This is a genomic window from Alloacidobacterium dinghuense (assembly GCF_014274465.1).
Taxonomy (GTDB): domain Bacteria; phylum Acidobacteriota; class Terriglobia; order Terriglobales; family Acidobacteriaceae; genus Alloacidobacterium; species Alloacidobacterium dinghuense.
The window spans coordinates 2894605-2910909 of sequence record NZ_CP060394.1 but is presented as its reverse complement, the minus strand read 5'-3'; the positions used below and the strand labels follow the sequence as shown (position 1 = coordinate 2910909).

The window sequence follows — 16305 nt, the reverse complement described above, 5'->3', positions numbered from 1 at the left end:
GCTTCACTTTTTCCTGGTGCGGAATTTGACGCCACAGTTCGAGCACTCGCGATTGAAGCGCGTGTCCTGCCTCGCTCCGCATGCCGAGCATGCAGGATGCCGCGACTCATACGCGCCGCGCGCGCGGTCAAGCGCAACCAGGCCATCGACCTCCCAGCAGCAGAGATCGCGAAGGCTGAAGACGATGCCCGCGCGTCGCTCGGCATCAATGGCGAGCAGGTATTCGGCGACGCGGTAGTAGCCGGGCGACAGCGTGCGCCGGGGAATCTGCCGCTGCATGCGCTCCTTGGTTTCGGGCGTGGCCCCGGCTGATTCGCGATCGATGCGGGCGCGCACGAAGTCCTCTTCGAAGATTTCTTCGAGGGCCTTGCGCACGCCTTCCGCATCGCGAGCGACATCGATCATTGCTCCTCTTCGCTGAGTTTTGGAGCCGCCGGCGAGAACAGCTGATCGGCAGCAGCGACCTTATGGTAGGCATCCATGTACTCGACAATCGCCGCGCGATCCGGCATCGCGCCGCTCACGGTGTAGCCATCCACGCTTTGAATCAGCTCATCGTAAAGCTCGATGAGCGTGGCCTGAGCGCCCAGCCAGCGCGTTTTGCCGCTGCGCGAGCCTCCTACGATCACCGAGCGGCTGGCGTCGCGCGAGAATCGCCTCTGGTGCTCAGCGGATGGCGTCTGGAAGTTGTGGCGCAAGCCGTGATACTTGCGCATGACGCCGGACTCGTCCGCGCCCCACACGGCGTCCAGGGTGATCGATTCGTCGCCCAACCTGATCGGCTCGTCATCGTCGCCCGCCTTGTCCGAGCGCCTCACATCGATGAGCGCGTTCGCCACGCCCAGCCGATGCGAGAGAGGCAACAGCTTCTGCCATCCGGCGATCTCGGTCACGGGCTTTTCGGACTTGTATCCCTTGGCGTCGGCCAGGACTTGCTCGGCCAGCTCCAGGCGAGCGGCCGATGAATCAAAACTGTCGAGACGCTTGCCGTCCTGATTCTCCGAGGTCGAGACGATGCCCTCGAAGTAGCGCAGCCACTGCTTTTTCGCAATGCGGGCAACGGTGAATTGGTATTGTCTGCGGCGATCGTCTTCGATCACGATGATGCGCGGTGCGGTAAGTTCAATTGCAGCCATGAGTCCTTCTTTCGAAATAGAAAATGGAATATTTAGTGCTCGGAATTACAAGGGTGAAGGACCCTGTATTGCCTGAAGGCTGCGAAGTGGTGCTGCCCTCTCTTGCGGCGGAGTGGGGCCGCAAGTACTGCTGAAAAATGAGGGCGCGCTTCTGGCTGAAGCGCTCCCCCTGGGAAAAACTATGTACCCGGCGTCAGATACGCTGCGACGCTGTTGATGGCCTGAATCGTGATAGGTGGAACGCCCGCAGCCTGGTAGCAGGTCGTCTCATCCCCTTCGATCTCCCAGACCACCATGTCGCCGTCGAGGCCGAGCTTCGTAGTCTTCAGGTGCGTCTGCGGGATCGAGATATTGAGCTGCGCTGCCGCTCCGGAATTCACATTCAGGGTGAATGCCGAGGGCGTGTCATTGGTAAACAGCGTGTAGACGTCGTCTGTAGGCTTGGCCGCGATCGTCGTCGCGATCGAGAACTTCGGATCGCCCTTGCGCACGAAGATGCCGTATAGTCCGCCTCCTGGAGCCTTGTGGACCGTGAGCTGGTTGTCCAGCTTCAGCGTCGTCTTCATGTGCCGCCCGATGAATGAGGCCGGGCTGCCAACCGGGCCGAAGGAGAGCGCCGCATCCGAGCCGAGCAGGTACGTATCGGTGCCCGAATTCGGCAATGTCGCGATCGATCCCATCGTTTGCAGGCCCGTGCCCATCATCGACATCTCGGCCATGATCGCGCCGATCTCGCTGATCGTGAGCGTCAGATCGTTGATGCACATGTCCGGGCAGGTGTAATGCACATCGTTCGTGTCTTCGACGTAGATGCTGGTCGCCACAGCCGTGCGGGTCGATTCGTCGAAGGTGAAGGTGTGCGTGTAGGGCGCGCCCGTGCCCGTCACGGTCTCCTTGCCCATAAGGAAGGCAAAGATGTAGCCAACGAGCCAATCACTCAGCTCCGCCTTGAAGCCGTCGAGCTTGGTGTCATGCGTGGTGATCTGGCCGTTGGTCGCAAACGAAGTGCCCTTGCCGGCGTAGTCCTTGTCCGAGCGGCGGCTGATCGAGCGCTCCAGCACCGTCGCGCCGTCGAAGCGCTGGCGCTGCGTGAGCGAGGTGGTAAGGCCGGTTCCCCATGCCGGCTGCTTGGCGGCGGCGAGCACGAGGTTTCGTAGCCAACTTGGCTGTGCTTCAAAATTGTATGGTCCGGGCATTTAGTTGCTCCCTTCCTGGGCAATTTCCTGTTCGAGTACCGCTTCCTCGGCCTGCAGCGTTTTGATCTGGTCAGCCGCGCTCGTGGCGCTCGTCGTTCCGGTCGAGACCTGGAAGATCGCCTGGCCCTGGTGCTGCTCTTTCGAGAGCACGCGCGACCACTCGCTGGTAAGCACGCGCACCGGCTTGCCGGGCGTGAAGACGTAATTTAAGTGGCCGTTGGCCACGCGCACCTGCTTCAGCTCGGCGGCCGCCGGCGTCAGCTCGATATCGACGAAATCAGATTTTTGAGTGGTGCTCATTGTCCAAACCTCGCGTTGGCTCCGCTGTATTGCGCGATCCCTCGGATCGCGATCGTGATGGAAAACAGTTGGTCGATTGGTCCCTGGTCAGTGACGATCGGCGTGACCGCGCGCAGTTCAATCGGCGCGGAGCTGGAGCCGTCGACCAGGGCAAGCCGCGCGCCGGCGAGCTGGTCCTGAATGACCTGGACGAGCTGCAACGTCTGCAGGCGCTCGTCAGCCTTACTGCGCAGGGATTCCTCGAAGCACATCACCTCGAACAGCATGGATGCTTCGTAAGAGAGGCGCTGGTTATCGCGCAGATTGTTGTAATCCGCGCCGCTGAAACGGATGCGAATCGACGGTGGCTGCAGAGTCAGCGTGCCATCGTCGAGAAAGTCTTTGTCTCCGATGGAATCCACATCGATGGCCGCGCCATAAGCCGTGGAGACATTGCTGCCCTGCAAGAGCGTCAGCAGCGCGGCCTCGACATCGGCGACCTGAAACTTTGTAGGCAAGCCGCTCATGCTTTGCCTCCCAGCCCGGCTTCAGCCTTCTTCTTCGCGACGAAACGTGTCACGATGCCGCGCAGCCGCCCAGGATCTTCAGGACGAAAGACCAGGTAAGGCCGTGGCGGAATGTTCTGGTGGCGCGTGTGCGCCCGCGCATTCACCAGCGATGCATTGCGCGGCCCGAGGATCTTCATGCGCGTCGAGCGCAGAACGCCGCTCTTGTCGGACTTCTTCATCTTCCCCGTGCCCAGCTCGCCCGCCTGCCGGTAATAGCTGCCGGCCTTCACGTCCACCGTTGCCTTCGATTCCGCTTCCGTCTGCGGACCGATGGCAACGCTTCGATCGCGCGACCCGAACTGATGCACAGCGGCATACTTGAGCGATGTGCCGATGACGACCGCTCCGGTCTGCACGCGATAGGTGATCGAGTTGAGCAGCGTGCCTTTGTCGATGAGCAGCTTGTGCCCATCGCCATACTTTCGAGGATTGCGCTTGATCGTATTCGGAGAGAGTGGAACCCACGATCCAGCCGGCGAGCCTTGTTCGCGGAAGGTTCGACGGATCGACACGAGCTGCGCCGCGCCCAGTTCGCGCATCAGCTCCTCGTTTTCCTGCAGCGAGAGACGGAATCGTCCCAGCGCCACGAGCGCCCTGCTGCTGTCGACCTGGATGACTGCGGTGGTCACGGTTAGACGAACCCTTCGAGGTTGTGGTCTCTGAAGCGCAGGCGGCAGTCCTTTTCGGAGATCTCCGGACCGGCGATTGAAGTCTGTGGCGTCTGCGAAGTCGCAGGCTGATCGAGCGATGCCTTGGCGGTCGCGATGTCTTTCAGGAACGCGATCGCCTGGTTGAAACGCTGCTGCACCGTATCGGTGATGCGCGTCTCGCGCCGGCGGCTGAAGAGCAGATACACAGCGATGTCGAGCGTCAAGGACTTCACATCGTCGCTCTGCTGCAGCGGCGTGACATACCTAGCGCGGCAGTAGCTGTCTACGCGTCCAGACGCCTCTTCGAGCACGGCCGATACGAGGGATGCGGTCGTGGCTGCGTCGGTCGCCGGGTTCCCGCTGGGAACGTCGACGGTCAGCTCGGTCACGTCCTTCTGCGTAAGGCGCAGGGGAACGAGATCGGATTGTACCGCGTATGCCATAGCTCTCCGGTATCAACAGGCGGCGAGGCCGATTACTCGGCCTTTGCTTCTGCCTCGACGTCGGCTGCGTTCTTCGCGACCACGCCGCGTTCGATCAGCGTCTTCGCCTCATCTGCGGACAGCTCAACGATGCTGCCAGCGCCATAGTGCTTCAGGTTGTGACGGAGCGGCTGCTTCACGCGGTACTTCTTCGTCGATTGATCTGCTGCCTTGGCCTTCGCCATGTCGTTCCTCCCGTTTGCTGTGCCTATGAAAAAGGCGCGCCTCAGTCAAAGCGCGCCCAGGTTATTCGCTTGGCGTTATCCTTCTACGTCGCTCGGGATCGCGCCCATCGTCGGCGCGGCCACTGCGTTGAGGATCGGGATCGCCGTCTCGACTGCGGTCACCTGCAGGCCGTAGTACCAGTCCACCGAGGCCCAGTACTTCTTGGCCGACTGGTGCGGATCGATCCACTCCAGCACGCCGTAACCATCGACCGTGTTCATCGGACCAGGAATCGTGCCACCCTGGCCGTCGTTGCCGCCCGCCCAGACAAAGGTCTTGGCGCACGATACGTCGTCCATTGTGGGCGCGGCCTGCGTGTATGCGAGCAGCGCGTTGTTGCCCCACACCCAGCTGGCGTTGTTGCCCTTGTCGAGCTGGATGGCGCTGGCCACGATCACCTCGACACCGAAGGCCGAGCTGAGCTGATTGAGACTGATCGCTCCCTGCGGGTTGGTGAACTTGAAGCGGTCGATCAGGTCCGGGTGGTTGCGCAGCTTCACGAACACCGGATCGCTCAGCAGCAGGCACATCTGCGAGTCCTGGATGCCGGCCTGCCGCAGAATCGCCTTGTAGGCATCTACGACAACGATCGGATGCGAGCCGTCCGTGCCCGTCTCAGGCGTGGACGGATAAGCGTCCCACATCGACGTGCCCGAGAGCGTGACCCCGTTCGGAAAGTTGGTGGTATTCAGCAACAGGTTCGCGATGCGAACTTCGCGATCGAGATTGATGACGTCGATCAATTGCTGCGTGAGCTGCTTCTTGGTGGAGAAGCCCAGGCCGAGACCGTATGCTTCCGACTCGAACGGGACCGAGCCATCGAGCGCATGCGATTGGCACATGTACGGCGCAGTCGAGTAATCGCGCCGCACGCTTCCGGGTTTGTCACCAGGCGCACGCAGCGTCGATCCGGGCACGCGCATGTTGTCGCGATTCCAGATCACGTACTGGTAGCTCTGACGCGCCACGGGAACGCGCGGCGCAAACCGCTCGCCCACCAGGGCATTGTTGCGGAACTCTTTGGCGAAGTTGCTGAGCGCAACGTTCAGTGTTCCGGCCGGCATTGTAGGTACAAATGCACCCATCTATCGTTCCTCCTGCCCTCGCGGGGTTAAAACTTACGGAGCGTTAATTGCAGCGGACTCGGCGGATTTAGGTAGCTGTACCCGTTGCGTCCGTGCTTTCGCGCCCCAGATCAACTAGGGATGAACCGCGCCCCCATCCACCACCAGCACGCAGATGAAGTCGCCTGCGTTCGTGCCGCTCTCCAGCGCGCGGGCCACGATCGTGTTGGTGCTCACGGCCGGAATCAGCTGGCCGGTCGCGTTCGTCGCCAGCAACTGCCCAGCCGTAACTGCCGCGCCGATCTGCGCCACCGTCTGCCCGTGCTGGACCACAGCAACAGGAAGCAGCAGGGAAACCGCATCTTCCTCGACGATGCCGGAGATGGCCTCGCCGGCCACCCCTGCAATCGCGCAGTGGTATGCATCCGAGCCGTAGGTCACAGCCAGGCCACGCGCCGTCGGCAGCGCCGTGGGCAGCAGGCTCTCTTTGATCTGCGGCCCCTTCGGGCCTTTCAGTTCGACATTGATGTTCGTCATCGCTTCAGCTCCTCGCGTTCGAGACTTCGTTAGCCGGCGGACGTGTCACCGGCAAGATTTGCTGCGGGGCGCTAGACAGCGCCTGCAGCGGCAGCGCCCGGCCTGGTCAGCTCCGGATTCTCCTGCGCAACCTGGTCAAGCGCCTCGGAGAAGGTGATGTTCTTTTCCTTCTGCCGCGCGCGGGCCGCATCCGTAAGCGGATCGCCTGCGCCCTTCCCGCCTGCAACCACGGTCACGCCAGTAAAGTTCGTGCCACCGGGCACAATCTTCGGCAAGCCCTCCAGAAACTCGACCAGCAGCTGCAGCGGCGCAACCTGCTTCTTCGCATCGCCCTCGCCAAACTCGACAGTCGCGGATGTCTTCGCCAGCTCGCCGAAGACCAGGCCGAGGCCCATCTTCTCGTAAGCCGGAATCCACTTGCCCGCAGACTTCAGGCGGGTGATCGCATCGACGCCGCGCTGCGCGACTTCCGCGCCCGCGATCTTCTGCTCGCGCTCGGAGAAAGCCGTGCCCTGGCTCTTGAGATCGGTTTCAAGCTGCGTGATCTTCGTCGTGAGCGGCTGCGTGGCGGCCGTAACGGCTTCGCCGGCAATGCGCTTCACATCGGCCTCGCTGAAGGTTGCGCCTTCCGTCTTTCTGCCGAACAGCTCAGAGAAGAACGCCTTCAGGCGCTCCTCCATAGTTTTTTCGTCTGCCACAGATTCCTCCTCGCCGAAGACGATGAACGTCCGGCCACTGTCGTTGAATTGCACGTCCTGAAGACCCTTCACTTCGGGCGGCTGCGCGCCGAGATATGCGACATGCCGCAGCCCGGCGACATTGCCTGCAGCGTCCTGGTAAAACGCGGCAGATCGCTTCTTATAACGCCCAGCCTGGCGGGCCTCATTGAATTTGGGATCTACCTGCTTTTCCCTGGCGAGCAGCACGTCGCCATCGAGCGCGAGACGATCAATCCAGCCATACGCGGGCAGGTTGTCTTTGGGGTGCCCAACGCACACCGGCGCTTCGTGGTAGGTCGGATCGTAATTGCGAATCACTCGCTCCAGGTCGCTGCGCGTGATGACGCTCTTGCCCTGGGCACGGTAATCGCCGGCGCGGAAGATTTCAATCCAGGGAGACTGCGCTTCACCATGCTCGGAAGTCTTGAGGTAGGTGTCCGTGAAGTTCTTCGTGTCGAGGCCCGCGTCTTTTGCGGCGGCCGCGATCTTCTTCGCCGTCGCTGTCATCGCGCCTTCCGGCACATGCTTCTCATGCCCGAACATCTTCAGCGCGGACTCGATGTGGTCTTTATCGATCGGCAGATGCCATGTGGCGATATTCTGCGCATCGCCCACATAAGCGAACTTGCTTGCAGGAAGCGGGTTGCCGTCGACTGTCTTCGTGAGTTCGGCCACGAAACGAATGTAAAGCGCGGAATCAGAGCATCGTGCGGCACGCGCGGATCACGCGGTAAATGCGGAAGAAATACTTATATTGCGTGGAGGAGCGACGTGAATCCTTGCTGCGGAACCAGCACCATCGCCAATGCTGGCAAGCGTTCCAGTCCGCCCTGGTCGCTGTCCTTCGGTGCTTCCTCGGCGGGGATCGGCACAACTGAACAGCGGCAGTTGAATCCAGATGGAGGATAAATCTTCAGCCACACCGGGTCAATGGCATGCGCGCAGAAGCCGTCGAGCACCGCATGTTCAGGCCGCACGCGCAGATCGCCGACCGTCCAATACTGCCAGAACGGCAGTGCTTCCATCATGTGCGGCTCGCGCATCTGCACCAGGCGTCCGGAGCTGTATGCCTTCTGCATCGCGGTGTTATATGCGGTGTCGAGCGTGAACGCGTTCAGCTCAGTGACACCGGCGTCGTCGGCGATCTTATTCGCTGCTGCGCGGAAATCGCTGGCCGTGCCGCCCTTGCTGGCGATGTCCGCGAGCGCGGCTTGCACCTTCTGCACCAGGCGCACGTCGCTCGTGGCTGCGAGAGTGAACGCATCTTTGCGGTACTGCGAGGTGAGACCGTCGAAGACCTGCTTGGTGACAGGAGTAAGCCGCGAGACGTAATCGGCCGCGTCGTTGCCGCCCACGTCGAAGCCGATGCCGAGATCCACGTCGCCTTCGTCGAACTTCACATGCGATCCAGCAGCGCTCAAGGGCAATTGCTTTTTCGTCTTCGCGTAAGCATGGCGCACGATCTGCAGGCGGCCGAGCATATCGGCGCTGGCGAGCTTGCGTGCAAGCAGCTCGCCCATGCGCGGAACAAATGCGTTATCGCGCGTGACGCCGTGGTGGATGGTGATTTTCACGCTACTGCCAGCTCCAGCCGCTTCGCGGCCGTCTCGCAGAATGCCTCTTCGCGCTCAATGCCGATGGCCTTACGCCCGAGCGTGCGCGCTGCCAGCAGCGTTGTTCCTGAGCCTGCGAAGGGGTCGAGAATCGTCCCGCATTCCTCCGGAGCATGCTGGATACACCAGCGCATCACCTCCAAGGGCTTTTGCGCGCGATGTACTCGTTCCTCTTTGTTCTTCATGTCCTCTTGAAGAAATCCGTTCCAGCGCCATCTCAGCTTGCGCACTGGCTTTTCAAAATTCGTCCAGGCCAGCTCGCAATCGGCGAATTGGTTTCCGCCATTGTCCTTGTCCCAAACGAGCCAGCAGCGCGATGGCGGAAGCGGAAAATAGTTCCCGCCGAAAATGATCTGCCAGCGTGAATTCTCTCGCAGCAAATCAAAAACCCATCGTGATGGTGGCGCGTCATCCCAGTCATAATCGCCATAATCCCTACACTGCACCGGCTTTCTGCCTCGCATCATGCCGGACCTGCAGTGCTTTTTACCTCGTCCACCGTTCCAGCTGCGCCTTGCGACGCCGATCCCGTATGGTGGGTCTGTGCATACCAGGTCTGCTTTCAGGCCCGGCAGCAGTTCGCGACTGTCAGCATTAAACAGAACGATTCCGTCGCGTTCGTAGTAAGGCTTCATTGTCTCCTTTTCACTCGTTTTGTTGGACTGGATGAGCCGCCGATACAAGGTGGCGCGTGCGTTCTGCGAGCAGCGGATCGGCGCTTTCCTTCAACTGCTCGAAGAGCTTGTCGAACTCCTGCAGCTCCTTCTTGTTCTCGGCGAACGATGCGTCGTTGTCGCTGTTGTCGTTGAGATTCACCTGCGGCGCTGCGGCGTTCGGAACCAGCACGGAATCCGCTTCTTCGCCCACGGCTAACGGCACGTCATAGCGCTTGGACACATAACCGGCCGTGAATTGCTTGCCCATCTTCTGCAGCCCTGAATCCACGACGAGGCGTTTTGCCTGGTCTTCTTCTTCGCCGATATCGAATCCCCACTTCGGCATGGGCGCAGCCGGACCGAAGTTCCAGAGCGTCAACGGGCGCACGAACTGTTTGTTGATGACAGATGCAGTCGCGAAGCACAGCTCGATCGTGCGTTGCTCCAGGGTGTCCGCATGCGTCTGACCTTGCGCTCTCGAACCCGTTCCGCCTTCATTGCCGAAGCTGGTGAGCGTTTCGCCGAGGATCTTCCGCGCGATGGAATATTGCATCGCCTGGAAGAAATGTTCATACACCGCGGGGTCCTGCGAGCGCGCGATCTTCAGCAGCTCCTGGTCGTACTTGAAGCTCTGCGGCACCGCGATCGCAACGTTGTCGGCAATAGCCTGGGCGATCTCGACAGCCTGCTGCCGCTCCGCTACGTTGTCAGGGTCGTTGTAGAAGACGACTGCGGTGCCCGGTCCTTTCTCCGCATACTGCATCCAGAGGCGTTGAATGTTGCGCTTGAACCAGCTCGGCCAGAAGACGGACTTGAGCAGCGGCCGCCCCATGCGGTTGCGCGAACGCTTGCGATAGGTGAAGACGATGAACTTCTCTTCAGGAACCGGCTGCCCGGTTGAAGCCCACGGCTGCGAAAGAAATTGCAGCTGCCCGATCTGAGGCTGATAGCGGTCTCCGAAAAGGAAAAGCTCCTGCGGGCAATCGTTGATTTCCGCGATCGACGCCTGCCCCATGCTCGTATCGAAGACCATCTCCTGCACGCTGAAGCCATAACCAGGCGCGTCCAGGATGCAATCGAGCACGGAATGAAAGTCGAGTTGCGTCAGCTGGTCCTGGATGAAGTTGGCGGCGTCGAGCGCGAGCTGCGAATCGTCTCCAGGCGTCACGCTGGGATCGCGCTCCAGCACGCTCAGCCGCAGGCTGTCGAGCGCATTGGCAACGTCTTCGTCCTTGTCCTCCAGCTCGCGATAGAGCAGCATCGCCTGCGGATGGTTGTAGACCATCGTCGCCCAGTTCGTGCTGGGATCGCGCATGCCGCCGAAGGCGAGCGAGTTGCGGTAGAGCGAGATCTGCGTGTCGTACAGAGCCTGCTGCGAAACGATCTCGCCCTTCGGCGGCAGCGGCGGAATGGTGTCATCGGCCATCAGAGGTAGCCTCCTAGTCTTGAGTAGGAAGTGGGCGTCTGCGGAAGCTGTATGCCGAGCGCGCAGACATCCGACTCAGCGGCATAGGTTGCCAGCGCATGCGCCCAGAAGTGATCGGCGTGCGCGTAGGACTTCTGCTTTTTCCCGCCGGCGACGCCCGTTTCCAGCTCGATCCTCGGCGCGTCGAAGGTGACGCCAGTCGCCGTGGGAATGCGCTTGATCGCCTGCAGCTCGGCGCGGATTTGCAGATCGTAAGGGATACGCTCGCGCAAGCCTTCATGCGACCGCTTGATCTTCACCGCGAGATCAGTCTTCATGCGCACGGAGCCATCAGCGACTCCGCTTGTTGCCGGATGCCTTTTCTTTTGCTCGTCGCGCACGCGGCTGGATCCGGCGAAGTTGACGCCCATCACGCGGCCGCTGTTGTTCACATTGAGCAGATCATAGAGAGCAATGCCCATGCCGGTGGAGTCGATCGCCGTGCGCAGCGTCATCTTCACGTATGGTTCGAGGATCTCCGCCTGCTTCTGAAATGGCACCTTGCTGAGAGCGAGCACCATGCGCGTCCAGAGCACGTCGCCGATCTTCTCTTTGAGCCAGAACGAAGTGCGATCGCCAATGCGGCCTACGTCGATGCCGCCGAAGAGCGAGCCGCGCGGAGAATACCCGCCGGGCCATTCGAGCGTCGCGCCCTGGTCTTCGGCCTGCTGGATGAGATCGAGCGGCAGCCATGAACCGCCGGCCTTCAGGAAGATGCAATAGAACTCCTGATTGACGATGTCGTCGTCTTTAATCAGGTCGCGCATCTCCTGCATGTCGATCGGGCAGCCGTCTGCGACCGCCATGTTCACGTCGATCCAATGGATCGACCAGCCCTTGACGACAGCGAAGTTGTGCTCCGGCTCGCCGTCCGTCAGGCCCAGCTCTTTGCAGAGATCGTAGAACTTGCCCTGCTCGCCATTCGGAGTCGAGAGCACGCGGACCTTGTGTCCGAGCGCTACCTGACGCGTGATCGCCGCCCAGATTGCATAGCTGTCTTCGTGATGCGCAAACTCATCGAGGATCGCGTTGCCGGGATAGCCGCGCGCCGTGCGCGGGTTTGCGGGGAGCGCAATGAGGCGCGATCCATCCGGGAACGTGATGCGCTGCTGAATGGCCTCGATCTTGCCCAGCTCGTCATACCAGTCTTCATCGCGGTAGAGTTCGGCCGTTCCGAACATCAGCTCGATGTGCCGATGGCACGTCTCGATGAACTCGACCGACTGCGCCTTCGAGGCGCTCAGCACCGTCCATGTCGCGTTCGGCGTATGCAGACAATCGAGCACGGCTTCGAGGCCGGTGCCAAACGAAAAACCAATACGCGCAGATTTGACCGCGATCTTGAAGCGCGAGTCGTCCTGGATCCAGCGGACCTGATACTGGCGCAGCGGCATCGCTGCGGGAAGCGCGGCAACACTAGCCATGCGTGGCCACCGGCTTGAGGCCAAACGTGCGCTCGGCCAATCGCCCGAGATCCTCCGGAGTGAGCTGCCCCTTCGAAAGTTTCTTGGCCGCCTTCTCCGTTTCCGCTTCGAGCTTGCGCCGCGTCAATTCTTCGCGGGCTTCGAGAGCCTTCAGCTTGCGCTCATCAACAGCCACCTGGCGTTCACGGATATCGTTCTTGCGCGCTTCCTGGACAACCTCAGCGAGCGCAAGCAGAGCCTTCGAGGCATACATGCGCGAGCCATCATCGGCGCGCTCCATAAGGCCGAAGATGATATCCCGCGCGGCATTCATCACCGCATCATTCGAGTTTTCGAGATCCGCAGCGGCGAATGCCTCAGCGATTTTGCGCGCCTGCTGCGCGCGGTTGAGCACTTCCGCCTGCACCTGCTCGACGCGCAGATCGTACCAGCGATGCAGATTCGTATGCGGCAGACGCAGATCGGGAAAGAGTTCGAGGACGGGAGTTGGAAGCGCATCCCAGGCTACGAAGCCGCCTTTGTCGACGGGCAGCGCGGACAGCTCTTCGATCTCCTGCCACGTCTTGCCCTTGCTGCGCAGCGCCTGAATCTTGTCGCGTACTTCGATGGGCAGGCGGTCAATCTTCAGTGGTTGCCGCGCGCGCCGCCGTTCGCCCGTCTTTGGTCTCGCCATGCGGCTCCTCAGTCGAATAAAACGTCGTCGGTGCTCTTGCGCCTGGTCACCAGGCCAATGCCCGCAGCGGTCAGCTCGATCTGCTTGATCTCCACGCGCCCGCTGAATTCGTTGTGCTGCGATTTGAAGCTGAGCAGCGAAAGAATCTGCAGGTCCTGCAGCATCGTCAGCACCTGGTCGCGTCCGAGGTTGATGCCGAGGTCCTGCAGAATCGCCCACACTTCAAAATCGTCCATGCGGGAGAGCTGCTTCTCATGCCCCTGCCGCACGAGCTTCAGCACGATGCCGCGCTTCCGCCTTGTTTGCACCAGCTCGTGTTCCGCGCTCATGGCCCCTCAGCCTCCATCGGTAAGCTTCGCGTGCAATTGCTGGATCGAAGCAGTTAAGTCGCGCAGGACTTCATCCTGCCGGTCGAAGCGCTCGTACACGTTCGGGAATTCCCGCGCCGCGTAAATCGCCAGCCGCTGCACCTCTTCGTACTGGCGGCCGCCCTGGTCGGCGAGCCTGGTCAAAGCATCCGCTGTGCGCGTCGACGCCTCGGCGCTTTGCTTCACGCTCTCGGCCATCATGGAGAAACCGTCGCGCAACAGGTTGCCAAAGCCGGTGAGAATGCCGCCGACGGTGATGATCGCCAAGAGCGCAATCAGGAACCACGGTCCCCACGCCTGGAGCAGCGCGAATGATTTATCCGGCTGATGCTCCAGCAGCTCGTAGCCGCTCAGCACCACAGCCGTTCCGCCAGCGCCGCTCAGGACCAGGCTGATGTGCCGGAAAATTCCCTGACGGAAGCCGACGCGAACATTTGTGCCTGCGTCTCCATGAGCACCCAAACCGAGGACCGTCATCTGCCGTTTTTGCTCCTTGTCAATGGCCCAACCTTCTGCTGCACTGCAACCCTTGCATAGGCTGCCAAGTCTTTCAGAGTTTGAGCGCCGATCTTTGCTCTCAGCCTATTCAAAATGCGCCAGATTTCTTTCTCGTGACGGCCCGTATATTCAGCGAGCCGTTTCGGGTCGGAACTGAAGCTGCCCAGGAGCCAGAAAATCTCGGCCTGTTCCTTCTTCAAGGCCAACCGTTTTTCGATCAGTTCGACCATCCTCATAAATCTGCCATCCGAAAAGATTTTCCAGCCCATCGCAATCGCGCAGATAAATAGCGACAATAATTACCACGGGCTATCGTCGTACCGACGCCTCGCTTTTTCCGCCGACGCCTTAAAACGGCTCCTACGGCATTTCGAGTATTCGGGCCTTTGGCCGGTTAGCCTCCGGCCCGAATCTCTCTCAGTGGATAACTTTCGCTGCGCCCGTAACCGCCTGCTCCACGCCGGCGATCTTCTCGCTGATGCGGGTCTCGATCCCCTGCAGCAGCTTCTCGATGTAGGTCTTGATCTCGGTGGTGACCGTGGACCCGAAAATATGCGATGCGAAAATGCCGAGCACAACGCCGGCGAGTAATGCGAACCCAGCTAACAACATGCTTCCTCCTTTATTCGGGCTTTTGCGCCCGGTTGCCTACCACATCTGTCACGCGATTGATGCCGTACAGCGTGCCGCAAATCGATGTCACGAACACCGTCAGCGTGCCGACAAAGCTCTGAACCTCGCCCAGGGTCACCGGCTTGCGCACCTTCAGCAGAAGGCCGGTAATCCATCCCAGGGAAAACATCACGACCAGCGCGATCATGCAGCGCGTGCTGGACACGGTGCCGTCGCTCTCGGCCAGCATTGACCGGAAGAACTTTCGTTCCCAGCCGCTGATGTCGACCATCGCTCACTTACTCGCTTTCGCGGCCGCGTAACCGACCGCAGCACCGATGCCGATATCGCGCGCGTGGATAGCAAGGCGGTGCAACAGGCTTCCGCCCTTGGCCGCCTTCTCCCAGGCAGCAGACTCCTTCTGCTCGTCCGCCAGCTGCCTCTGCGAGGCGGCGAGCTGCGTATGCTCATCGTCGCGATCGGCCTTGCAAGTCGAAAGCGACTGTTCATCGGCGCTGCATTGCGCCAGCTTGTCGAACACGGGCTTGGCATCCGCCTGCGAGACCATGAAGTCTCCCGCCTGGACGGTAGGCGCATCGGGAAGCTTGGCAGCATTGATCGTGCTCGCCTGCTGCGCCGTGATCTGCTGCGGCGCAGACGGCAGTGTGATGTACTGCGGCAGTTGCTGCTTGATTTGCGCCAACGTCTGCACGCTCTTGATCAGGTCCGCCGTCTGCGACTGCTGCTTGGCGTCAGCGGTGTCGCGCGCGTCCATGCGCTTCTGGATCGCGTCGATCTGCTGCGCGGCCTGCTGCTTGTCTTTATCTGCGGACTTCGCGACAGACTCAGCCTGCATGCGCGCGTCGTGCTCCTGGAGCCACTCATGCCCGACGTATCCCAACACGACAAGTAAGGCGAGCGCGACCGCCAGCGTGATCTTGTGTGCGGTGGTCATTTGCGGCTACCTTTCTTGCGCTGGTAGAAGCCAGTCACATCGCGATGTGCGCCGCCCTTCGTCTGAGTTGCGAGCTTGACGATGAAGATCGGAGGATTTCCCATTACGCAACCTCCGCAGCGGGCGCGGCCGGATCCGGCTGGATGTCGTACTGCGTAAGATCGAACTCCTTCACCAGCACCATGAGGCTCGCGGCATAGTTCGGATTCGTGGAGTAGCCGCAGCGGTGCAGCTGCTCGGCAAACATCTCCACATCGCTGCGGCACGCCATTGCCGGCTTGTACCGCTCCGCCAGTGCAAGCAGGCGAGCGTGCGCGGCGAAGCCCAGCGTTGGCGATGGATACTTCGCGAACTGCGCCATCACCGAAGTCTTGCGGCCGTCGACGAACTCAATGGTGGGGAATTCCTCATAGGTGTCCGGCGTCGCGTGGGCAACGGCCTTCACCCCGAAGAAGTTGTTGCACTTCTGCGCGAGCGACGACTTGCCCCATCCCGATTCGAGAATCGCCTGGGCCAGCGTGATCGACGCGGGCACGCCATAGGTCTTCTGCGTGTACTGCGCGGCGGTCACCGTATTGCGGAGGAAATCAGACTGCAGCTGGTTCATCCGGCCACCTCCGCAGGGCAGGCGACTCCACGCGCGAATGCTTCGCACTCAGCGCGGCGGTCCGTCCAGCAACGTCCGCAGAATTGAAAGACGATGGCGCGCAAGATACGGGTCACGCCTTTTTGGCGGAATACGCGCGCACAGTTGGAGCAGAGAATTGGCCGCATCAGTCCCTCCCAGCGGAACGGCCCTAGACTGCTGCCCGGAGCAATTTGCTATCTGCTGACCGTGTGCTGCTCCGTCGCTTAGCGGGCGACATGCGCGTCAGCAGATTCAAATCTGGTCCGGGACTTATGCCGTCCGCTCTGGCCCGCCGCGATCATCCTTTCCAATGGGATTGGCCGATTCGCAGTGCCATGACCGTTCTGGTCTAGGTGGAGCATAGGGCGCAGCTTCGCTGCGCTCTGCGGCACGCGCGGCATGTGCGGAAAATGCGGAAGAGGGGATTAAATAGTACGAGGCGGGAGCTTAAATCTGGCCGAAGAGCGCGCTAGACGGCTGACGCAGGCGTCTGTCCTTCAGCACAGGCAGGGTGTCGATCTACAAATAGTCCCGCCCACTGACCACAATAAACACA

General features: G+C 61.0%; 23 protein-coding genes. 1 reads left to right on the top strand and 22 read right to left on the bottom strand.

The genetic code is table 11. From position 1 onward, the window contains the following. Positions 1 to 3: 3 nt before the first annotated feature. From H7849_RS11940 to H7849_RS11855, 18 genes are all read right to left on the bottom strand, one after another. Positions 4 to 405, bottom strand: a complete 402-nt coding sequence (locus tag H7849_RS11940) for a hypothetical protein (protein WP_186746777.1) — start codon at positions 403 to 405, stop codon at positions 4 to 6. After that, on the bottom strand, positions 402 to 1136 hold the full coding sequence (locus H7849_RS11935) for a hypothetical protein (RefSeq protein ID WP_186746775.1): 735 nt from the start codon (positions 1134 to 1136) through the stop codon (positions 402 to 404). The genes H7849_RS11940 and H7849_RS11935 overlap by 4 nt, the downstream gene beginning before the upstream one ends. A 179-nt stretch (positions 1137 to 1315) precedes the next feature. Further along, a complete protein-coding gene (locus H7849_RS11930; RefSeq protein WP_186746774.1) occupies positions 1316 to 2332 on the bottom strand; it encodes a phage tail tube protein in 1017 nt (338 codons plus the stop codon). Further along, on the bottom strand, positions 2333 to 2632 hold the full coding sequence (locus H7849_RS11925) for a hypothetical protein (protein ID WP_186746772.1): 300 nt from the start codon (positions 2630 to 2632) through the stop codon (positions 2333 to 2335). It abuts the gene before it with no gap. Then, positions 2629 to 3138: a hypothetical protein gene (locus tag H7849_RS11920; RefSeq protein WP_186746770.1), complete on the bottom strand. Its 510-nt coding sequence runs from the start codon at positions 3136 to 3138 to the stop codon at positions 2629 to 2631. The genes H7849_RS11925 and H7849_RS11920 overlap by 4 nt, the downstream gene beginning before the upstream one ends. After that, a complete protein-coding gene (locus H7849_RS11915; RefSeq protein WP_186746768.1) occupies positions 3135 to 3809 on the bottom strand; it encodes a phage virion morphogenesis family protein in 675 nt (224 codons plus the stop codon). The genes H7849_RS11920 and H7849_RS11915 overlap by 4 nt, the downstream gene beginning before the upstream one ends. Positions 3810 to 3811: 2 nt before the next feature. After that, on the bottom strand, positions 3812 to 4273 hold the full coding sequence (locus H7849_RS11910) for a DUF1320 domain-containing protein (RefSeq protein WP_186746766.1): 462 nt from the start codon (positions 4271 to 4273) through the stop codon (positions 3812 to 3814). A gap of 32 nt (positions 4274 to 4305) precedes the next feature. Next, a complete protein-coding gene (locus H7849_RS11905) occupies positions 4306 to 4497 on the bottom strand; it encodes a DUF7210 family protein (RefSeq protein ID WP_186746765.1) in 192 nt (63 codons plus the stop codon). Positions 4498 to 4572: 75 nt separating this feature from the next. Next, positions 4573 to 5622, bottom strand: a complete 1050-nt coding sequence (locus H7849_RS11900) for a hypothetical protein (protein WP_186746763.1) — start codon at positions 5620 to 5622, stop codon at positions 4573 to 4575. 114 nt (positions 5623 to 5736) lie between these two features. Next, positions 5737 to 6138 (bottom strand): hypothetical protein, encoded by a 402-nt coding sequence (locus H7849_RS11895; RefSeq protein WP_186746761.1) that lies wholly within the window; start codon positions 6136 to 6138, stop codon positions 5737 to 5739. Between the two features lie 71 nt (positions 6139 to 6209). Next, positions 6210 to 7532 (bottom strand): hypothetical protein, encoded by a 1323-nt coding sequence (locus tag H7849_RS11890; RefSeq protein WP_186746759.1) that lies wholly within the window; start codon positions 7530 to 7532, stop codon positions 6210 to 6212. Between the two features lie 74 nt (positions 7533 to 7606). Further along, entirely contained in the window at positions 7607 to 8431 is an 825-nt protein-coding gene (locus H7849_RS11885) for a phage head morphogenesis protein (RefSeq protein ID WP_186746757.1), read from the bottom strand. Next, a complete protein-coding gene (locus tag H7849_RS27090; RefSeq protein WP_186746755.1) occupies positions 8428 to 9105 on the bottom strand; it encodes a DNA-methyltransferase in 678 nt (225 codons plus the stop codon). The genes H7849_RS11885 and H7849_RS27090 overlap by 4 nt, the downstream gene beginning before the upstream one ends. A gap of 10 nt (positions 9106 to 9115) precedes the next feature. Continuing rightward, entirely contained in the window at positions 9116 to 10552 is a 1437-nt protein-coding gene (locus H7849_RS11875; RefSeq protein WP_186746753.1) for a phage portal protein family protein, read from the bottom strand. Beyond that, complete coding sequence (locus tag H7849_RS11870; protein WP_186746751.1) at positions 10552 to 12015, bottom strand: terminase large subunit domain-containing protein; 1464 nt, start codon at positions 12013 to 12015, stop codon at positions 10552 to 10554. The genes H7849_RS11875 and H7849_RS11870 overlap by 1 nt, the downstream gene beginning before the upstream one ends. After that, entirely contained in the window at positions 12008 to 12688 is a 681-nt protein-coding gene (locus tag H7849_RS11865; RefSeq protein WP_186746750.1) for a DUF3486 family protein, read from the bottom strand. Before H7849_RS11865 ends, H7849_RS11870 begins: the two co-directional genes overlap by 8 nt. Before the next feature lie 8 nt (positions 12689 to 12696). After that, on the bottom strand, positions 12697 to 13017 hold the full coding sequence (locus H7849_RS11860) for a hypothetical protein (protein WP_186746748.1): 321 nt from the start codon (positions 13015 to 13017) through the stop codon (positions 12697 to 12699). A 6-nt stretch (positions 13018 to 13023) separates the two neighbouring features. Beyond that, positions 13024 to 13533 carry a hypothetical protein gene (locus tag H7849_RS11855; protein ID WP_186746746.1) on the bottom strand — a complete coding sequence of 170 codons (510 nt, stop codon included), beginning with the start codon at positions 13531 to 13533 and terminating at the stop codon, positions 13024 to 13026. An 80-nt stretch (positions 13534 to 13613) separates the two neighbouring features. Here H7849_RS11855 and H7849_RS11850 point away from each other — a divergent pair, with 80 nt between their 5' ends. Further along, the gene (locus tag H7849_RS11850) at positions 13614 to 13844 is read left to right on the top strand and encodes a hypothetical protein (protein WP_186746744.1); all 231 of its coding nucleotides are present in this window, start codon (positions 13614 to 13616) and stop codon (positions 13842 to 13844) included. Between the two features lie 127 nt (positions 13845 to 13971). Here the strand turns inward: H7849_RS11850 and H7849_RS11845 are convergent, their stop codons facing one another. The 4 genes from H7849_RS11845 to H7849_RS11830 all read right to left on the bottom strand — a co-directional run bounded on the left by H7849_RS11845 (position 13972) and on the right by H7849_RS11830 (position 15776). Beyond that, the gene (locus H7849_RS11845) at positions 13972 to 14166 is read right to left on the bottom strand and encodes a hypothetical protein (RefSeq protein WP_186746743.1); all 195 of its coding nucleotides are present in this window, start codon (positions 14164 to 14166) and stop codon (positions 13972 to 13974) included. A gap of 10 nt (positions 14167 to 14176) precedes the next feature. After that, a complete protein-coding gene (locus H7849_RS11840; RefSeq protein WP_186746741.1) occupies positions 14177 to 14458 on the bottom strand; it encodes a hypothetical protein in 282 nt (93 codons plus the stop codon). A gap of 3 nt (positions 14459 to 14461) precedes the next feature. Continuing rightward, positions 14462 to 15121: a hypothetical protein gene (locus H7849_RS11835; protein WP_186746739.1), complete on the bottom strand. Its 660-nt coding sequence runs from the start codon at positions 15119 to 15121 to the stop codon at positions 14462 to 14464. Positions 15122 to 15224: 103 nt separating this feature from the next. Next, a complete protein-coding gene (locus tag H7849_RS11830) occupies positions 15225 to 15776 on the bottom strand; it encodes a glycoside hydrolase family 73 protein (RefSeq protein WP_186746738.1) in 552 nt (183 codons plus the stop codon). Positions 15777 to 16305 lie beyond the last annotated feature (529 nt).

What these genes read in the sequence shown, in the direction of transcription:
- H7849_RS11860 (WP_186746748.1), bottom strand. Translation starts at nt 13,017, where the DNA reads ATGAGCGCGGAACACGAGCTGGTGCAAACAAGGCGGAAGCGCGGCATC.
- H7849_RS11935 (WP_186746775.1), bottom strand. Translation starts at nt 1,136, where the DNA reads ATGGCTGCAATTGAACTTACCGCACCGCGCATCATCGTGATCGAAGAC.
- H7849_RS11920 (WP_186746770.1), bottom strand. Translation starts at nt 3,138, where the DNA reads ATGAGCGGCTTGCCTACAAAGTTTCAGGTCGCCGATGTCGAGGCCGCG.
- H7849_RS11930 (WP_186746774.1), bottom strand. Translation starts at nt 2,332, where the DNA reads ATGCCCGGACCATACAATTTTGAAGCACAGCCAAGTTGGCTACGAAAC.
- H7849_RS11865 (WP_186746750.1), bottom strand. Translation starts at nt 12,688, where the DNA reads ATGGCGAGACCAAAGACGGGCGAACGGCGGCGCGCGCGGCAACCACTG.
- H7849_RS11870 (WP_186746751.1), bottom strand. Translation starts at nt 12,015, where the DNA reads ATGGCTAGTGTTGCCGCGCTTCCCGCAGCGATGCCGCTGCGCCAGTAT.
- H7849_RS11875 (WP_186746753.1), bottom strand. Translation starts at nt 10,552, where the DNA reads ATGGCCGATGACACCATTCCGCCGCTGCCGCCGAAGGGCGAGATCGTT.
- H7849_RS11905 (WP_186746765.1), bottom strand. Translation starts at nt 4,497, where the DNA reads ATGGCGAAGGCCAAGGCAGCAGATCAATCGACGAAGAAGTACCGCGTG.
- H7849_RS11840 (WP_186746741.1), bottom strand. Translation starts at nt 14,458, where the DNA reads ATGGTCGACATCAGCGGCTGGGAACGAAAGTTCTTCCGGTCAATGCTG.
- H7849_RS11895 (WP_186746761.1), bottom strand. Translation starts at nt 6,138, where the DNA reads ATGACGAACATCAATGTCGAACTGAAAGGCCCGAAGGGGCCGCAGATC.
- H7849_RS11900 (WP_186746763.1), bottom strand. Translation starts at nt 5,622, where the DNA reads ATGGGTGCATTTGTACCTACAATGCCGGCCGGAACACTGAACGTTGCG.
- H7849_RS11940 (WP_186746777.1), bottom strand. Translation starts at nt 405, where the DNA reads ATGATCGATGTCGCTCGCGATGCGGAAGGCGTGCGCAAGGCCCTCGAA.
- H7849_RS11925 (WP_186746772.1), bottom strand. Translation starts at nt 2,632, where the DNA reads ATGAGCACCACTCAAAAATCTGATTTCGTCGATATCGAGCTGACGCCG.
- H7849_RS11845 (WP_186746743.1), bottom strand. Translation starts at nt 14,166, where the DNA reads ATGTTGTTAGCTGGGTTCGCATTACTCGCCGGCGTTGTGCTCGGCATT.
- H7849_RS27090 (WP_186746755.1), bottom strand. Translation starts at nt 9,105, where the DNA reads ATGAAGCCTTACTACGAACGCGACGGAATCGTTCTGTTTAATGCTGAC.
- H7849_RS11835 (WP_186746739.1), bottom strand. Translation starts at nt 15,121, where the DNA reads ATGACCACCGCACACAAGATCACGCTGGCGGTCGCGCTCGCCTTACTT.
- H7849_RS11855 (WP_186746746.1), bottom strand. Translation starts at nt 13,533, where the DNA reads ATGACGGTCCTCGGTTTGGGTGCTCATGGAGACGCAGGCACAAATGTT.
- H7849_RS11910 (WP_186746766.1), bottom strand. Translation starts at nt 4,273, where the DNA reads ATGGCATACGCGGTACAATCCGATCTCGTTCCCCTGCGCCTTACGCAG.